18 protein-coding genes and 1 tRNA gene are annotated in these 14,953 nt (G+C 73.0%); 11 read left to right on the forward strand and 8 right to left on the reverse strand.

Annotation, left to right across the window (positions count from 1 at the left end):
* Positions 1-12 precede the first annotated feature (12 nt).
* On the forward strand, positions 13-354 hold the full coding sequence (locus OHT74_RS24615) for a VOC family protein (RefSeq protein WP_328621410.1): 342 nt from the start codon (positions 13-15) through the stop codon (positions 352-354).
* A gap of 53 nt (positions 355-407) precedes the next feature.
* Here OHT74_RS24615 and OHT74_RS24620 read toward each other — a convergent pair whose 3' ends face one another.
* Positions 408-1,703, reverse strand: a complete 1,296-nt coding sequence (locus tag OHT74_RS24620; protein WP_328621411.1) for a tetratricopeptide repeat protein — start codon at positions 1,701-1,703, stop codon at positions 408-410.
* A 275-nt stretch (positions 1,704-1,978) separates the two neighbouring features.
* Between OHT74_RS24620 and OHT74_RS24625 the strand changes: the two genes are divergently transcribed.
* The 3 genes from OHT74_RS24625 to OHT74_RS24635 all read left to right on the forward strand — a co-directional run bounded on the left by OHT74_RS24625 (position 1,979) and on the right by OHT74_RS24635 (position 3,701).
* A complete protein-coding gene (locus OHT74_RS24625) occupies positions 1,979-2,464 on the forward strand; it encodes a hypothetical protein (RefSeq protein WP_266666789.1) in 486 nt (161 codons plus the stop codon).
* A 17-nt stretch (positions 2,465-2,481) separates the two neighbouring features.
* The gene (locus OHT74_RS24630; RefSeq protein ID WP_443047515.1) at positions 2,482-3,360 is read left to right on the forward strand and encodes a spermidine synthase; all 879 of its coding nucleotides are present in this window, start codon (positions 2,482-2,484) and stop codon (positions 3,358-3,360) included.
* A gap of 134 nt (positions 3,361-3,494) precedes the next feature.
* Positions 3,495-3,701, forward strand: a complete 207-nt coding sequence (locus OHT74_RS24635; protein ID WP_266666792.1) for a cold-shock protein — start codon at positions 3,495-3,497, stop codon at positions 3,699-3,701.
* A 10-nt stretch (positions 3,702-3,711) separates the two neighbouring features.
* Here OHT74_RS24635 and OHT74_RS24640 read toward each other — a convergent pair whose 3' ends face one another.
* A complete protein-coding gene (locus OHT74_RS24640; RefSeq protein WP_266666794.1) occupies positions 3,712-4,248 on the reverse strand; it encodes a hypothetical protein in 537 nt (178 codons plus the stop codon).
* 78 nt (positions 4,249-4,326) lie between these two features.
* Between OHT74_RS24640 and OHT74_RS24645 the strand changes: the two genes are divergently transcribed.
* The 4 genes from OHT74_RS24645 (at position 4,327) to OHT74_RS24660 (ending at position 7,611) form a co-directional block, all read left to right on the forward strand.
* Positions 4,327-5,016: a response regulator transcription factor gene (locus tag OHT74_RS24645; RefSeq protein ID WP_266666796.1), complete on the forward strand. Its 690-nt coding sequence runs from the start codon at positions 4,327-4,329 to the stop codon at positions 5,014-5,016.
* Positions 5,017-5,050: 34 nt separating this feature from the next.
* On the forward strand, positions 5,051-6,436 hold the full coding sequence (locus tag OHT74_RS24650; protein WP_266666799.1) for a sensor histidine kinase: 1,386 nt from the start codon (positions 5,051-5,053) through the stop codon (positions 6,434-6,436).
* Between the two features lie 111 nt (positions 6,437-6,547).
* The gene (locus OHT74_RS24655) at positions 6,548-7,234 is read left to right on the forward strand and encodes an NADPH-dependent F420 reductase (RefSeq protein WP_328621412.1); all 687 of its coding nucleotides are present in this window, start codon (positions 6,548-6,550) and stop codon (positions 7,232-7,234) included.
* Between the two features lie 80 nt (positions 7,235-7,314).
* Positions 7,315-7,611, forward strand: a complete 297-nt coding sequence (locus OHT74_RS24660) for a hypothetical protein (protein WP_266666808.1) — start codon at positions 7,315-7,317, stop codon at positions 7,609-7,611.
* Here the strand turns inward: OHT74_RS24660 and OHT74_RS24665 are convergent.
* Entirely contained in the window at positions 7,532-8,830 is a 1,299-nt protein-coding gene (locus tag OHT74_RS24665; RefSeq protein ID WP_328621413.1) for an MFS transporter, read from the reverse strand. The two genes, OHT74_RS24660 and OHT74_RS24665, sit on opposite strands and share 80 nt — an antisense overlap.
* 131 nt (positions 8,831-8,961) lie before the next feature.
* Entirely contained in the window at positions 8,962-9,468 is a 507-nt protein-coding gene (locus tag OHT74_RS24670) for a MarR family winged helix-turn-helix transcriptional regulator (protein ID WP_266666812.1), read from the reverse strand.
* 107 nt (positions 9,469-9,575) lie between these two features.
* Between OHT74_RS24670 and OHT74_RS24675 the strand changes: the two genes are divergently transcribed.
* A complete protein-coding gene (locus OHT74_RS24675; RefSeq protein ID WP_328621414.1) occupies positions 9,576-10,397 on the forward strand; it encodes an NAD(P)H-binding protein in 822 nt (273 codons plus the stop codon).
* 93 nt (positions 10,398-10,490) lie between these two features.
* On the opposite strand, the gene OHT74_RS24680 is transcribed toward OHT74_RS24675, so the two are convergent.
* The 4 genes from OHT74_RS24680 to OHT74_RS24695 all read right to left on the reverse strand — a co-directional run bounded on the left by OHT74_RS24680 (position 10,491) and on the right by OHT74_RS24695 (position 13,364).
* A tRNA-His gene (locus OHT74_RS24680) sits at positions 10,491-10,563 on the reverse strand.
* Positions 10,564-10,669: 106 nt separating this feature from the next.
* Positions 10,670-11,272: an oligoribonuclease gene (gene orn / locus OHT74_RS24685; protein WP_266666816.1), complete on the reverse strand. Its 603-nt coding sequence runs from the start codon at positions 11,270-11,272 to the stop codon at positions 10,670-10,672.
* Positions 11,273-11,364: 92 nt separating this feature from the next.
* The gene (locus OHT74_RS24690) at positions 11,365-12,537 is read right to left on the reverse strand and encodes a helix-turn-helix domain-containing protein (RefSeq protein WP_266666818.1); all 1,173 of its coding nucleotides are present in this window, start codon (positions 12,535-12,537) and stop codon (positions 11,365-11,367) included.
* Positions 12,538-12,911: 374 nt separating this feature from the next.
* Positions 12,912-13,364: a hypothetical protein gene (locus tag OHT74_RS24695; RefSeq protein ID WP_328621415.1), complete on the reverse strand. Its 453-nt coding sequence runs from the start codon at positions 13,362-13,364 to the stop codon at positions 12,912-12,914.
* 354 nt (positions 13,365-13,718) lie between these two features.
* Between OHT74_RS24695 and OHT74_RS24700 the strand changes: the two genes are divergently transcribed.
* Together OHT74_RS24700 and OHT74_RS24705 are read left to right on the forward strand one after the other, a co-directional pair.
* Positions 13,719-14,249, forward strand: a complete 531-nt coding sequence (locus OHT74_RS24700; protein WP_266666820.1) for a universal stress protein — start codon at positions 13,719-13,721, stop codon at positions 14,247-14,249.
* A gap of 99 nt (positions 14,250-14,348) precedes the next feature.
* The gene (locus OHT74_RS24705; protein ID WP_328621416.1) at positions 14,349-14,918 is read left to right on the forward strand and encodes a GPR1/FUN34/YaaH family transporter; all 570 of its coding nucleotides are present in this window, start codon (positions 14,349-14,351) and stop codon (positions 14,916-14,918) included.
* Positions 14,919-14,953 lie beyond the last annotated feature (35 nt).

A 14,953-nucleotide genomic window follows, 5' to 3' on the forward strand; every position in this document is an offset into this window, starting at 1 on the left:
GAGGATGAGGCCGTGACGATCACTTCCGTGGTGCTGCGACGACGTGTGGACGACCTCGACACGGCCTCGGCCTTCTACGAAGAGCTGACCGGCGAGCCGGTGAACCGGTTCGCGTTCGCCGGCCTGGAGCTGGCGGCCGTCGGCCCCTTCCTCCTCTTCAGCGGACCGGACGCGGTCGCGGAGCGGTTCGCGGGGGTGGCGGCGACCCTGGGCGTGGCGGACCTGGACGCGACGGTCGCGCAGGGCGAGGCGGCCGGGGCCGAGGTCGTCGCCGCGCCCGCCGAGACGCCGAACGGGCGGCGGGCGGTGCTCCGGCACCCGGACGGCGCGGTGTACGAGTACGTCAGCGGCTGACCGGACCGGGCAGTCCTGCCGGGGCGAGGCCCGTCAGACCGTGGCGAGGCCCGTCAGACCGTGGCGTGGCGGGTCAGGAACTCCGCCACGCGCGGGCTGCGCTGATGCGGGACCAGGGTGCGGGCCGTCCCCGACAGCATGGACCGCACGCGCGTGGACTGGACCTCGGTGAGCAGGTCCAGGACCCGCCCGCCCGCCCAGGCCGCCTCGTCCGGGGCGCCGGCCCGGGCCAGGTCGTCGGCCAGCTCGGCGGCGTAGAGGGCCACGTTGCGGGCGAAGTGCGGATCCTGGAGGTCCGCCGCGCGGCGGGCGTGCCGGGCCGCGCGGGCGTGCTCCCCGAGGGCCGCCCAGCACCGCGACTCCAGGGACTCCAGCTCGGCCTCGCCGAAGAAGGACATCCACTCCGGGTCCGCGCCCGCCTCGCCGCGGGAGAACTCCGTGTGCGCCCGGGTCAGCGCCTCCTCGCAGGCCTTGCGGTCCGCCAGGCCCGCCCAGCCGCCCGCCTCGCGCAGGGCGAGCAGCGAGAGCAGCCGGGGGGAACCGAGGGAGCGGGCGGCGCGGCGGCCCGCCTGGGCCGCCCGTACCGACTCCCGCGGCCGCCCGCAGTCCCGGGCCAGGAAGGCCATGTTGCTGAACGCGTGCGCCTCCAGGCCCGCGTCCCCCGAGACCCGGGCCGTCGCCAGGGCCTCCGCGTAGTGCGAGCGGGCGTCCTCGAAGCGGCCGGAGTCGTGGGCCAGCCAGCCCACCGAGATGGCCAGTTCACCGGCGCCCGCGTGCAGCCGGTCCTCGGTGGACTGCCGGGTGGCTCCCGCATCCAGCAGCGCGTAGGCGGCGCGCAGGGGTTCGGCGGCCCTGCGGTACAGGGCGTCGGCGCCGTGCCGGTCGTCCAGCAGCCGGATCTGGCGTACGGCCTCCTCGACCGCCGCCGCTTCGGACTCGCCGGCCCGGGAGGGCGTCCGGCGGGTGTCGCCGAGCAGGGGGAGGCCGATGGTCGCGGCCGCCACGGTCGCGGAGCCGCCCGCCATGAACGCGCGACGCAGCACGTCGCTCTCCTTGTGGGTGAAGGGGCCGGTGCGCTGCGCCGACCGGCCGCGCACCGCCTCGCGCGGGGAGAAGCCCAGGTCGGCCAGAGTCCGGCCGGGGAACATGTGGAGGAAGACCCGCTCGTACGCGTAGTTGGGGCAGCGGATCTCGCCGGACTCGACCCGGCCGATGTAGCGGGCGTCGCAGGAAACCGTTTCTCCGATCTCCTTCGCGGCTCGGCGCACCATGGCCGCGAACTCGGCCGGGGAGTGCTGCCCGCGCAGCCGCCGGAACGTCTGATTGGGTGAGTGGGGGAACGCCGCCATGGACGTGGCCTCTCTGGCAAGGGACGCACCGCCGGTTCCGCGGGATGGAGCCGGGCCCGGCGCGCATGAACGTACCGCCAGCGGCGGACGGCTCATGCGGTGTTTGGCTACAAAAGGGATATCTCACCCGCGATCCGCCATGAACTGCCATCCTTTGCAGCGTCTTGCCGCCGCACCCGTTGACGTTTTGGCGCGTTGAGCCCATGCGGGGTGTGAGCTGATTCCCGCCCCGCTCGTACGCGGATCGAGGAGGGGTTCCCTTGGTGGAGGGCGGCATGGAGAGCACTGGAATGAACACCGCGCCCGCGTCTTCGGACGCGACCCCCGTCGCGGTCGTCCCGGGTGTCGCGATCGCCGCGGTCGTCCCGGGCGTCGTGGCCGTCGCGGTCGCCGTCCCGGCGGAGGCGCCGGACCTGGTGACCGTGCCCACCCGGCAGGGCCTGGAGGCCGTGGACATCATCCGCCGCGCCGCCAGCCTGGCCGGCGGGGTCGGACCGGTGCTGCACGACGGGTCCGGCGACACCCTCGGCTTCCTCGTCCCGCCCGGCACCGCCGACGCCTGGGACCTGCCGGGCAGCGCGTGCACCCAGACCAACGGGCGCGGCATGCGCTTCGGCGACGTCGACGTGTCGCCCACCGCCGGCGACACCGGCTGGCTGCTCCCCCCGGAGGCCGTCGGTCCGGTCACGGACCCGGAGGTGCTGCGTGCCGCGCTCGGCGAGGCGGCCCGCCTCATCGAGGCGGCGGACAACTGCCGCTGACCGGCGACAATGGGGTGGTGGCAGGCAAGGGCAGAGGCAGCAGCAGACAGCGCGGGCGCGGTACCTCCGAGGCGGTCGTCGGGCAGGTGGCCGGCGGCACGGCGGAGCTGGCTCCCGACCGCGAGCGTGCGGACGCCTGGACCCTGCTCATCGACGGGGCCCCGCAGTCGCATGTGGACCTGGCCGATCCGGGGTACCTGGACTTCGCGTACCAGCGGCGGATCGGCCACCTGATCGACCTCGTCGCGCCCGCCCGGCAGCCCCTGAACGTGGTGCACCTGGGCGGCGGCGCCTTCACCCTCGCGCGCTACACGGCCGCCGCCCGCCCCCGCTCGACCCAGCAGGTCGTGGAGATCGACGCCGCGCTGGTGGCCTTCGTACGGGAACACCTGCCGCTGGACCCGCAGGCGCGGGTCCGGGTCCGGGCGGTGGACGCGCGGGCGGGCCTGGCCAAGGTTGCGGACGGCTGGGCGGACCTGGTGATCGCGGACGTGTTCAGCGGCGCGCGCACCCCTGCGCACCTGACCAGCGCCGAGTTCCTGGACGACGTACGCCGTGCCCTCGCGCCCGGCGGGTGGTACGTGGCCAACCTCGCGGACGGCCCGCCGCTCGCGCATCTGAAGGGCCAGATCGCGACGGCCGCGTCCCGCTTCGAGCACCTGGCGCTGGCCGCCGACCCGGTGGTGTGGCGGGGGAAACGGTTCGGCAATGCGGTGCTGGCAGCCGCCGACCGGGAGCTGCCGGTCGCCGAGTTCACCCGCCGGGTGGCGAGCGACCCGCATCCCGGCCGGGTCGAGCACGGCAGGACCCTCGCCGACTTCGCGGGCGGCGCGGCCCCGGTCGCCGACGCCTCGGCGGTGGCCTCGCCCGAACCCCCGCCGTCGGTCTTCCACTGAGGGGTCGTGACCTGCCGCGACACGCCCTCGTTCGGATGACCTTGCGCTCCGAACGCCGCGGGGGCGGGTAGGCCTTCGTCTTGAGCGCCCCGTCGGGGCGAGCGGATATCTGCAGGCAGCAGGGAGACACGGACATGGCCAACGGCACCGTCAAGTGGTTCAACGCGGAGAAGGGCTTCGGGTTCATCGCGCCCGAGGACGGCAGCGCGGACGTCTTCGCCCACTACAGCGAGATCCAGTCGGGCGGGTTCAGGGAGCTCCAGGAGAACCAGAAGGTCGAGTACGACCTCGGCCAGGGCACGAAGGGCCCGCAGGCGACGAACATCAAGGTCATGTCCTGACGCGCGCCGGCTAGCCCTCGTACGTCTCCACCAGCGGCGGGTGGCCGTTCCAGGTGCAGAAGACCGACATCTCCCGGCCCGCCTTGGTGAAGGTGACCCGGATCCAGTACGGCTGCTTCCACACCTGCATCTGCCAGCCGGCGTCCGGCGTCGCCGAGACCAGCTCGGCCGAGGTCGTTCCGAGGTCGAAGACCACCCGGCCACCCGTGACCGGGTAGGCCTTCACCTTGCCCGGATCCCCGCCGTCGCCCTGCTGCTCCTCCGGGCGCGGGCTCGGCGGGGCCGCCTTCTGCGGCGGCTTCGCGGAGGAGGCGGCGGCGGAGGGCGAGGCCGAGGGGGACGGGGAGGGGGAGTCCGGGGCCGGTTCGGGCGACGGCGCCGCCGCGCTGTGCGTCGAGGAGGACAGCGGCTGCGTCGTCAGCGGCACCGCCAGCGGCGGATCGTAGGCCGTTCCGGACATGACGGTGTGCACGCCCCACCAGGACAGCGTCACCGCCGCCCCGGTCGCCAGCGTCCAGGCGAGAGCATGAACAAGTCCTCGGTGCATCAGGGCACATACTGCACCACTCGCCCCAGAGGCGTCCCGACACCCGCGTGGTCCCCCGAATGGACTACGGTGCCGCCCATGGCAAGTGTGCTCGTGGTCGAGGACGACCAGTTCGTACGTTCCGCCCTGATCCGGCACCTGACCGAGGCCTCGCACACCGTGCGGAGCGTCGGCACGGCCCTCGAGGCGCTGCGCGAGGTCGCCCACCACCGGTTCGACGTGGTCATCCTCGACCTCGGGCTGCCCGACCTCGACGGGTCGGAGGCGCTCAAGATGCTGCGCGGCATCACCGACGTACCGGTGATCATCGCCACCGCGCGCGACGACGAGACCGAGATCGTCCGGCTCCTCAACGACGGCGCCGACGACTACCTGACCAAACCTTTCTCCGTGGAGCACCTCTCCGCCCGGATGTCCGCCGTCCTGCGCCGCGCCCGCGCGGCCGCCGGGGCCGAGCCGCCCTCGCGGGTCCTGCGGGTGGGCGGGCTGGCCATCGACCCGCTGCGGCGGCAGGCCGAGCTGGACGGGGCCGTGCTGGACCTGACCCGGCGGGAGTTCGACCTGCTGGCCTTCCTCGCCGGGCGGCCAGGGGTGGTCGTGGCCCGGCGCGAGCTGCTCGCCGAGGTCTGGCAGCAGTCGTACGGGGACGACCAGACCATCGACGTGCACCTGTCCTGGCTGCGCCGCAAACTGGGCGAAACGGCCGCCAGCCCCCGCTATCTGCACACCCTGCGGGGGGTCGGCGTCAAGCTGGAGCCGCCCCGGTGAGCGCGGTGAACACGGTGGGCGCGGTGGGCGCGCGATGAGATGGGCGCTGGTCAAGGTGTGCCTCGCGGTCACGGCCATGGTGGTCGTGGCCTTCGCCGTGCCGCTCGGGCTGGTCGTCCAGGAGATGGCCAGCGACCGGGCCTTCTCCAACGCCGAGCGGCAGGCGGCCACCATCGGGCCGACCCTGTCCATCACCACCGACCCCGTGCAGCTGCGCAAGGCCGTGGAGTCCACGCAGATGGGCGCCGCCCAGCGGATGGCGGTCCACGTGCCCGCGATCGGCGGCGGCGCGCCGGTGGAGATCGGCACCGGCCGGGCCGGGGCGCACGCCGTGGCGGAGACCCGGCGGATGGGCCGGGCGATGACGGCCCCGCTGGCCGGCGGCGGTTCGGCGCTGCTCCAGCCGACCGCCCTCGGGTCGGGGGACATCGCCGTCGTGGAGATCTTCGTACCGGAGAGCGAGGTCAGCAACGGCGTCGCGACGGCCTGGGTGGTCCTCGCGGGCGTCGGCCTGGCGCTGATCGTGGGCTCCGTGGCGGTCGCCGACCGGCTCGGCGCCCGGCTGGTGCGGCCGGCCGAGCGGCTCGCGGACGCCGCGCACCAGCTGGGGGAGGGCCGGCTGGGGGCGCGGGTGCCGGAGGACGGGCCGAAGGAACTCCGGTCGGCGGCCGTCGCGTTCAACTCGATGGCGGACCAGGTGGTGGAACTCCTCGCCAACGAGCGGGAGCTGGCCGCCGACCTCTCGCACCGGCTGCGGACGCCGCTGACGGTGCTGCGGCTCAACACGGCCTCGCTCGGCGACGGGCCGGCCGCGGAGCAGACCCGGGCAGCGGTGGAGCAGCTGGAACGGGAGGTCGACACGATCATCCGTACGGCCCGCGAGCAGCGCGCACCCGCGGCAGCCACGGGCGGGGCCGGGGCGGGCTGCGACGCCTCCGAGGTGATCCGCGACCGGATGGACTTCTGGTCGGCGCTGGCGGAGGACGAGGGCCGCGAGGTGCGGCTCGCGGGCGTGGACCGTACGGTACGGCTCCCGGTCGCCCGGCCGGAGCTCGCGGCCGCCCTCGACGCCCTGCTCGGCAACGTGTTCCGGCACACCCCCGAGGGCACCCCGTTTGCGGTGGACGTCCACGACGCGGGGGACGCGGTCATCGTGCTCGTTTCGGACGCAGGGCCCGGCATCGCCGATCCGGACGCGGCGCTGCGGCGCGGCAACGACGGCGGCCGGGACGGCTCGACGGGCCTCGGCCTGGACATCGTGCGCCGGGTCGCGGAATCGACGGGCGGCGACGTGCGGATCGGCCGCTCGATGCTCGGCGGGACCGAGGTCAGGCTGTGGATCGCCCTCGACGACCGGGCGCGGGGCGGCGCGGGCGGAGTGCGGACGCGCCGCGGCCGCCGCAAGCGGCGCGGCGGCTGACGGGCGGTTCGCCGGTTCGCCCGGTTCGCCGGCCTTCGCCCACGGCGGGCGCGGGCGGCATACCGTACGGGGTGGTTGGTTGTCCTTCCCCCGAACGGAATGGAACTGGTCATGCGCTACGTAGTCCTCGGCACCGGGATCGTCGGCCGTACGGTGGCAGGCCGCCTCGTCTCGCTCGGACACGAGGTGGTCATCGGCACCCGGGACCCCGGGGCCACCCTCGCCCGTGCCGAGTACGCCGAATGGCAGGAGGCCCATCCGCAGGTCGGCCTCGCCTCCTTCCCGGAAGCCGCCAGGCAGGGCGAAGCCCTGGTCAACGCCACCGGCGGGCAGGTCAGCGTCGCCGCCCTGACGGAGGCGGACGCCGCGCACCTGGATGGCAAGGTGCTGATCGACATCGCCAACCCGCTGGACCTCTCGCAGGGTTTCCCGCCCACCCTCGACCCGGTGGACGACGACAGCCTGGGCGAGCTGCTCCAGCGGACGTTCCCGCGGCTGCGGGTGGTCAAGACGCTGAACACGATGAACTGCCGGATCATGGTCGACCCGGCGCGTGTGCCGGGCGAGCACACGGTGTTCCTCTCGGGCGAGGACGCCGACGCCAAGAAGTCCGTACGCGAGCTGCTGTACTCCTTCGGCTGGCCGGAGGCGAGCGTCCTGGACCTCGGCGGCATCGAGACGGCCCGCGGCACCGAGATGCTCCTCCCCATCTGGCTCCGCCTGATGGGCGCCCTCGGCCACACGGACTTCAACTTCCACATCCAGGGCGCGCAGCAGAGCACGCAGCAGGGCGGCTGAGGGCCCGTCCCGGATGGGCGCCGAGATGTTGCCGGTCGTCGTGGGCGCACCGAGTGTGGGCCTGACGGAAGGAGTCAGGCATGAGAGTCATGCTCCGGGCCCACTTGGACACGGCGGCCACGAATGACGGCATCAAGAGCGGCACCCTGCAACAGGCCATGAAGAAGCTCACGGACACCATCAAGCCGGAGGCCGCCTACTTCGGGCTCCACGAGGGCGTCAGGTCCTGCTGGATCGTCTTCGACCTCCAGGACAGTTCGCAGATGCCGCCGCTGATGGAGGACCTGTTCCTGCAGTTCAACGCCGAGCTCGAGGTCGGTCCGGTGATGAACGCCGAGGACCTGGCGAAGGGTCTCGGGGCGATGAAGTCCTCGTAGGGCGGGTCGGCAGCCCCCGTACCCCGCCCCGTCCCCGGCCGGCGGCCGCCCACGCGAGCACCGCGGAGGCGGCCGCCGCCGTGCACGACACGGCGAACGCGGCCCGGTGGCCGTAGGCCCCCGCCAGCGGTCCGGCGGCCGCCGCGGCCAGTGCCTGACCGACGATCAGGCCGCTGCCCACCACGGTCATGGCCTCGCCCATGCGTTGCGCCGGGCCCGCCCGCTCGACGAGCCCGAACAGCGCGATCAGGTGCGGGGCCACGGCAAGCCCGATCCCGGCGACGGCCAAGGCGGCGCCGGGCAGCCCCGACACGGCGAGCAGCGGCAGCGTGAGCAGCGCCTGTACACCGATGGTCCGGCGCAGCCGTACGGCGAGGTCCGCGGACCCGGGGCGGGCGACCGTCACGAAGCCGGCGATCGAGCTGGTCACGGCCATGGCCGCCCACACCAGCCCGGCCGTTCCCGGCTCGCCCAGCGACTCGGCGAGCGCGTTGACCCCGGTGTTGGCCCCGCTCCACGCGGCGCCCTGCAGCACGGCCATCGCGCACAGCAGCACGAGGTCCGGCGACCACAGTCGTACGTCGGCACGTGCACCGGCATCCGGTGCGCCGAGGGGGCCGGGCGCGGTCGGGTGGACGGCGAACAGGGTCCCGAAGAGCAGGATCAGGGCGGCGGCGAGCGCGAGCGCGGAGGCCGGGTGCACGGTCACGGCCAGGATCCCGGCGAGCGCGGGCCCGACCATGAACCCGACCTCGTCGAGGGTGGTGTCGAAGGACAGGGCCGTACCGACCAGGGCTTTGTCCCCGCCCGCCAGGTGCGCCCAGCGGGCCCGGGCCAGCGGGCCGACCTGTGGGACGGTGAGCCCGGCGGCGACGGCGAGGGACAGCCGGGCGGGCAGCGGCAGCCCGCCGAGGACGGCCGCGACGAGGGCGGCCAGGACGGCGGCGTTCGCGACGCAGGCGACGAGGAGCACGGGGCGGTGGCCGTGCCGGTCGGCGAGCCGGCCGATGACCGGGCCGCCGCCGGCCTGGCCGAGCCAGAGGGCGGCCGCGACGGTACCGGCGTCGCCGATGCCGTCGCGTTCGTTGATGAGCAGGAGCGTCCCGATGGGGCACAGCGCGGCGGGCAGCCGCGCGAGGAAGGCGTAGACGGGCAGGGCGCTGCCGCCGAGTGCGAGCACTCCGCGCAAGCCGCCGGGGGCGGCGTCGGATCGGGACACGGACAACCTCCATCCGCACGCCGACCCTCCCGTGTCTCCGGCGCGCACCGTTGCCCGTCGGACAGGACGGTAGCCGCGGAATGCGGGCTTCGGCAGACCCGCGTGTTCGCCGGGGAGGTGGGGCCCGGAGGTCAGCCGCCGGAGTTCAGGCGCTGGGCCTGGGACCGGCCGACCTCGGCGGCGCGGTGCAGGTAGTCGGCGATGACCGCGAGTTCGGAGTCGGAGTAGCTCTCCAGGACCGCGCCGAAGGCCCGGCCGGGGGTGTCCCAGGCCTCGCCGATGCGCCGGCGGGCCTCGGGGGCGAGGGAGACGAGGGAGCGGCGGCGGTCGTGGGGGTCGGCGTTCCGCTCGACGATGCCTGCCTTGACCAGCCGGTCGACGAGGCGGGTGGCGGAGCCGGAGGTCAGGCCGGTGAGGCGGGCGATGTCGCCGGTGCTGACGGGGCCGGGCTCCATGTCGAGGAGGGCGACGCACTGCATGTCGGTGGGGTGCAGCCCGACGTGGTCGGCCATGGCCTGGTTGAAGAGCGAGTAGTCGGCGTAGTGCCGCTGGCTCTCGGTGACGATGCGCGTGAGCAGCTCGGCGCGGCTCCACTCAGCAGCACGGGCCGCACTCGAACGAGGGGAATCGGTTGACATCGGCTTCTCCATGCCTGAAGTTTATCTGCGTGACGCAGAATATTGATCGTGCAGAATCTGCGCCGCGTATCCATCCTAGCGAGCAAGAACAGGAACAGGAACCCGCCATGTCGATCCTCGTCACCGGTGCCCGCGGCGCCGTCGCCCGCGGCCTCGTCTCCCTCCTCGCCGCCCGCGGCATCCCCCACCGCCTCGCCTCCCGCGAGCCGGACACGCCCGATGCCGTCCACTGCGACCTCACCGATCCCTCGACCTTCCCCGGCGCCCTGGCCGGCGTCCGGTCCGTCTTCCTCTACGCCGAGGCCGCCGCGATCGGCGCCTTCGTCAAGGAGGCCGTCACCGCCGGAGTCGAGCACGTCGTGCTCCTGTCCTCCTCGTCGGTGCTCGGGCCGGGCGCCGCCGACAGCCCTCTGTCGGCCTCCCATCTCGCCGTCGAGGAGGCCCTGCTGGCCTCCCCGCTGCGCACCACCCTGCTGCGCCCCGGCTCGTTCGCGAGCAACGCCCTCGGCTGGGCCTGGTCGCTGAAGTCCGGCCGCGCGGTCCAGCTGCCCTACCCGGGCGCCCACTGCGACCCGGTCCACGAGGCCGACCTCGCCGAGGCCGCCCTCGCCGTCCTCACCGACCCCGCCCTCGGCGGCCGCGCGTACCACCTCACCGGCCCGCACTCTCTGACCTTCGCGACCCAACTGGCGATACTCGGCGGGGTACTCGGTGCCCCGGTGCCCTTCGAGTCCGTCACCGCCGAGCAGTGGAAGTCCGCGGTCGAGGGCTACATACCCGGCCCCTACGCCGATGCGCTCCTCGACTACTGGGCCGCGAGCGACGGGCTCCCGGTCGAGATCACCGACGCCGTCGAGCGCCTCACCGGCCACCCGGCCCGCTCCTTCGAAACCTGGGCCGAGGACCACGCGGACGCCTTCCGCGCCTGACCGCCGCGATCCCCTGCGCAGGGTGCCGGGAGATGCGGCACGGGAAACGCAGAGGGCCCCGGTCCGCTTTCGCGTACCGGGGCCCTCTCGCAGGGTGAGTGACGGGACTTGAACCCGCGGCCACCTGGACCACAACCAGGTGCTCTACCAACTGAGCTACACCCACCATGTCCGGTCGGAGAACCGACCGGCCGAAGAAAAGGGTACAGGGTCCGGGAGGGTGCTCGCGCCTTCCTTTCCCCCGACCCGTCTCCGGAGGGTCCTGCCGGGTCCTATTCGGCGGACAGGGTGTGCTTGGCGGCGATGGCCCGGGCGGTGTCCGAGTCGGGCCCGGGCTGCGGCACGAAAACCGCCTCCCGGTAGTAGCGCAGCTCGGCGATGGATTCCCTGATGTCCGCGAGCGCCCGGTGGTTGCCGGTCTTCGGCGGGCTGTTGAAGTAGGCCCGCGGGTACCAGCGACGGGCCAGCTCCTTGACCGAGGACACGTCCACGATCCGGTAGTGCAGGTGGCTCTCCAGCGCCGGCATGTCACGCAGCAGGAAGCCGCGGTCGGTGCCGACCGAGTTCCCGCAGAGCGGAGCCTTGCGGGGCTCCTTCACGTGTTCCCGTACGTACGCCAGGACCTGCGCCTCGGCGTCCGCGAGCGTGATCCCGCCGGCCAGCTCGTCGAGCAGGCCGGAGGCGGTGTGCATTTCGCGCACCACGTCGGGCATGGTCTCCAGGGCTGCGTCCGGCGGGCGGATCACGAGGTCCACGCCTTCGCCGAGCACGTTGAGCTCCGAGTCGGTGACCAGTGCGGCCACCTCGATAAGTGCGTCGTCCGTCAACGAGAGCCCGGTCATCTCGCAGTCGATCCACACCATGCGATCGTTCATGCGGCCCAGCTTATGCGGATTACGCGGAAGGTCCCCCGCATCGGTGACGACCGATGCGGGAGACCTTCGTCAGGCAGTGCCCGTCGCGGGAGCTACGCGTGCTCGCGCAGGACCCGGTTCGGGGCGTACAGCTCGGTCACCGTCGGGCCGGCCGCGGCCAGGGCCGCCGCGGCCCGCTGGGGCTGCGCAGTGCGCTGGTGCGGTACCGGGTTCCCCTGGATCTCGGCCACCTGGGACACGTCGGCCTGCGGCCGGCGCGCCCGGTAGGCCGAGCGGTAGGCGGCCGGGGAGGACCCCAGCTGCCGCCGGAAGTGCCCGCGCAGGGCGACCGGCGAGCGGAACCCGCAGCGCCCGGCGACCTCGTCGACCGAGTAGTCGGAGGTCTCCAGCAGCCGCTGCGCCTGGAGCACCCGCTGGGTGATCAGCCACTGCAGCGGCGCGCTGCCGGTCAGCGAGCGGAACCGCCGGTCGAACGTGCGCCGGCTCATGTACGCGCGGGCGGCGAGGGTCTCCACGTCGAACTGCTCGTGGAGGTGCTCAAGCGCCCAGGCGACGACCTCGGCCAGCGGGTCGGCGCCGATCTCCTCCGGCAGCGACCGGTCGAGATAGCGCTCCTGGCCGCCCGTGCGGCGCGGCGGGACGACGAGCCGGCGGGCCAGTGCCCCGGCCGCCTCGCTGCCGTGGTCCGTGCGCACGATGTGCAGGCACAGGTCGATTCCGGCCGCGGTGCCCGCGGACGTCAGTACGTCGCCGTCGTCGACGAACAGCTCGCGCGGATCGACATGGACGGACGGGTACCGCTTGGCCAGCGTCGGCGCGTACATCCAGTGCGTCGTCGCGGGCCGGCCGTCCAGCAGACCGGCGGCGGCGAGCACGAAGGCTCCCGTGCACAGTCCGACGATCCGGGCGCCCTCCTCGTGCGCCAGACGCAGTGCGTCGAGCGCCTCCGGAGGCGGCGGTGAAGTGATCGAGCGCCAGGCCGGAACGACGACCGTGCCTGCCCGGGCGATCGCCTCCAACCCGTACGGCGCGGTGAGCTCGAGTCCGCCGGTGGTCCGCAGCGGACCGTCCTCCCCGGCACACACGAGCAGTCGATAGCGTGGAACTCCCGCGTCCTGCCGGTCGATGCCGAACACGGAAAGTGGAATGGAGCTCTCGAAGATCGGCCCGCCGCTGAACAGCAGCACCGCGACGATCTCCCTGCGGCGACGCCCCGCGAGCTTCCTGCCGGCGTCCGCGACGACGGCGGTGGAATCCTGGCTCATGGCTAAGCCCCCCTTGGGTGTCGCGACTCCTTGGTCTGGTCGCACCTGCACGTTTCCCCTCGGCCTTGCACGTGGATCCCCCGCCGTAAATACATGATCGAATCTACTGCGTCCCGTGGTGTCGGCGTGACAAGTTCAGCACGCAGCGCTATGTCGACTTGGCAACTTGGCGAAAAGCATTCGATCAGGAAGCGTTCCACTCCGCTACCGGAGTGGGAAGCTCGCCGTCCGGCCATGGCCAGTACCCGTAGGGTCTCGGAGCCCCCCTGGCGGTGTAGTCGCTGGTGGTAGGGGGGTTGACGGGGCATTCCGGCAAGAACACCACTGTGCCGGGAAGTTGGCTGAAAATATGCGGGTGTGGGTGTACGAATCAGTCAGTCCTCAGGGGAGATTCCACCAGACGTGTGACAACCGCGGTGTGCACGGCCCCCGGCGCCGGCCCCGGCGCGCGAACGCCGGCGGTGTCCGCCCCGCGGCAGCCGGTCCTCGGCGAGGACCAGGGCGGCCCGCTCCGCCTTCTCCGAGTAGCGCAGCATCGCCCGGCACGCGGCCGTGACGGCGGCCAGCCCGAGGGTCGCGACGGCGGCCCCGTCGAAGGAGGTCCCGTAGACGACGAGGACCACGGGAACGAGCAGGCAGCTGAAGGCGGCCCAGCGCACCACGTCACCCGCGGGGTCGTCATGGGGGCGTCTGCCGGGGTGCACGGACGGGTGAACGGCGGCGGGGGCGAAATGCGCGGTCGTGTCGTTGCGCTGCGCGGTCCGGACGGAGCGGACGGACTGGGTCGGCTGAGCGGGCTGGACGGGGTGGACCGGATGGCCGGGCACGGCGTGCTCCCTGCGGGCTCTTCCTGGACGGTCGGACGCGTGTCCAACGGTGCGCGGCTGTGCTCGGTCACTGCGCGCACGGGTGGCGCGTGTCGCCACTCGTCACTGGCTGTAGGGGCCAGCGGCCATTGCCAAGGAGCCCTCGCTCCGGCATGCTCCCTGGGACGCTCTCCAAGGGCGGCATGCCCTGTGCAGGACAGGAGTGTCGCCGTACCCTGGTGGGTATGGGCTTGGAAAGATACTTCCCGGACAGAGCTCCGTCACCCTGAGTCGTCATTTTTCAATCGTCGCTTACGCCCAATGTCGCCCCGTCGCCCTGTCCCTTCCCCCGAGGACCCCTTCGCCGAGACATCCATGGCCGGTCACGAATCCCCCGAACCCGCGGACCGCAAGCGCAAACCCCTCGCCGACCACGCGTCGAGCGACCTGCGCGCGGCGGAACAGACACGTCATCCCTGCGACCCGGCCTTCCGGCACGGGGTCGTGGTGGGGTTCGACGGCTCCATGTCCAGTGAGCGCGCCCTGGCGTACGCGATCGGGATGGCCCGCCGGTCCGGATCCGGCCTGATCATCGTGCACGTGGCCAACCGGCTGCCCACCACCGTGTGGGCCGGCTGCGAGCCGCCCGTCTTCGTGGACGTACCGGACCACCGCACCGAGGTGCTGGGGCTGGAGCTCGCCTGCGCGGACTATCTGGCCGAGGTGCCGTGGATCCTGGTCGAGCGGGGCGGGGACATCTGCCACGAGCTGGAGGAGGTCGGCCGGGAGTACTCGGCGGACGCCATCGTGGTGGGCTCCACGCACGGGATCGTGGGCCGGATCTTCGGGTCCGTGGCGGGCCGGCTGGCCAAGCGGGCGCAGCGACCGGTTGTTGTCATTCCGTAACCCACTGTACTTCGGTTGTGCGGTTGTGAACCCTCATGTAAAGGGTAGATAAATGCTGCTGGGACGCAGCAAACAACTGCAGATCGAAGGGAGCCCGCCGTGGACAATGGTGTCTCTGCGGGAAGCACGGCCTCGACTTCGACCCTCGGGAACATAGCCCTGGGTCTCACCCTTCTCGCATTCGGTATCGGCCACACCGCCGTCGTCAGCGGCGTGTCCGTCGCCAACTCCGTGTCACTCGCGACCTACGTCGGCGGTCTCGCCCTGTTCGTCCTCGGAATCCTCGAGTTCCGCGGCGGCAACGGCTTCAACGGCACGGCGTACGCGGGCCTCGGCGCCTTCTGGTTCACCTGGGCCTCAGGGGCGGACGGAAAGGTTTCGGCACACGCAGCCGGACTGTTCCTGGTCCTCTTCGCCCTGCTCGCGCTGACCCTCACGGTCAGTGCCTCGAGCGGACTGTTCGGTCAGGGCGCGTACGCCCTGCTCACCCTCTCCCTGCTGCTCCTCGCGGTCGGCTCCTTCGCCGACAGCGGCGGGCTCGCCAAGGTCGCCGGCTGGGTGGCCGCGGTCTCCGGGCTGCTGTTCTGGTACGGCGCCACCGCGGCGCTGGCCCACTGGCCCACCGCACTGGGCAAGGCCTCCGGCAGCGGCGCGGTCGCCGCGGGCTGAGGGACATACGGGAACGGCCCCCGGGGGAATCCCCC

The sequence above is a fragment of the Streptomyces sp. NBC_00354 genome, from assembly GCF_036106915.1.
Lineage (GTDB): Bacteria > Actinomycetota > Actinomycetes > Streptomycetales > Streptomycetaceae > Streptomyces.

Excerpts from the sequence above, each read along its gene's own strand:
- OHT74_RS24620 (WP_328621411.1), bottom strand. The coding sequence starts at position 1,703 with ATGGCGGCGTTCCCCCACTCACCCAATCAGACGTTCCGGCGGCTGCGC.
- OHT74_RS24625 (WP_266666789.1), top strand. The coding sequence starts at position 1,979 with ATGGAGAGCACTGGAATGAACACCGCGCCCGCGTCTTCGGACGCGACC.
- OHT74_RS24635 (WP_266666792.1), top strand. The coding sequence starts at position 3,495 with ATGGCCAACGGCACCGTCAAGTGGTTCAACGCGGAGAAGGGCTTCGGG.
- OHT74_RS24640 (WP_266666794.1), bottom strand. The coding sequence starts at position 4,248 with ATGCACCGAGGACTTGTTCATGCTCTCGCCTGGACGCTGGCGACCGGG.
- OHT74_RS24645 (WP_266666796.1), top strand. The coding sequence starts at position 4,327 with ATGGCAAGTGTGCTCGTGGTCGAGGACGACCAGTTCGTACGTTCCGCC.
- OHT74_RS24650 (WP_266666799.1), top strand. The coding sequence starts at position 5,051 with ATGAGATGGGCGCTGGTCAAGGTGTGCCTCGCGGTCACGGCCATGGTG.
- OHT74_RS24655 (WP_328621412.1), top strand. The coding sequence starts at position 6,548 with ATGCGCTACGTAGTCCTCGGCACCGGGATCGTCGGCCGTACGGTGGCA.
- OHT74_RS24660 (WP_266666808.1), top strand. The coding sequence starts at position 7,315 with ATGAGAGTCATGCTCCGGGCCCACTTGGACACGGCGGCCACGAATGAC.
- OHT74_RS24670 (WP_266666812.1), bottom strand. The coding sequence starts at position 9,468 with ATGTCAACCGATTCCCCTCGTTCGAGTGCGGCCCGTGCTGCTGAGTGG.
- OHT74_RS24675 (WP_328621414.1), top strand. The coding sequence starts at position 9,576 with ATGTCGATCCTCGTCACCGGTGCCCGCGGCGCCGTCGCCCGCGGCCTC.
- orn (WP_266666816.1), bottom strand. The coding sequence starts at position 11,272 with ATGAACGATCGCATGGTGTGGATCGACTGCGAGATGACCGGGCTCTCG.
- OHT74_RS24690 (WP_266666818.1), bottom strand. The coding sequence starts at position 12,537 with ATGAGCCAGGATTCCACCGCCGTCGTCGCGGACGCCGGCAGGAAGCTC.
- OHT74_RS24700 (WP_266666820.1), top strand. The coding sequence starts at position 13,719 with ATGGCCGGTCACGAATCCCCCGAACCCGCGGACCGCAAGCGCAAACCC.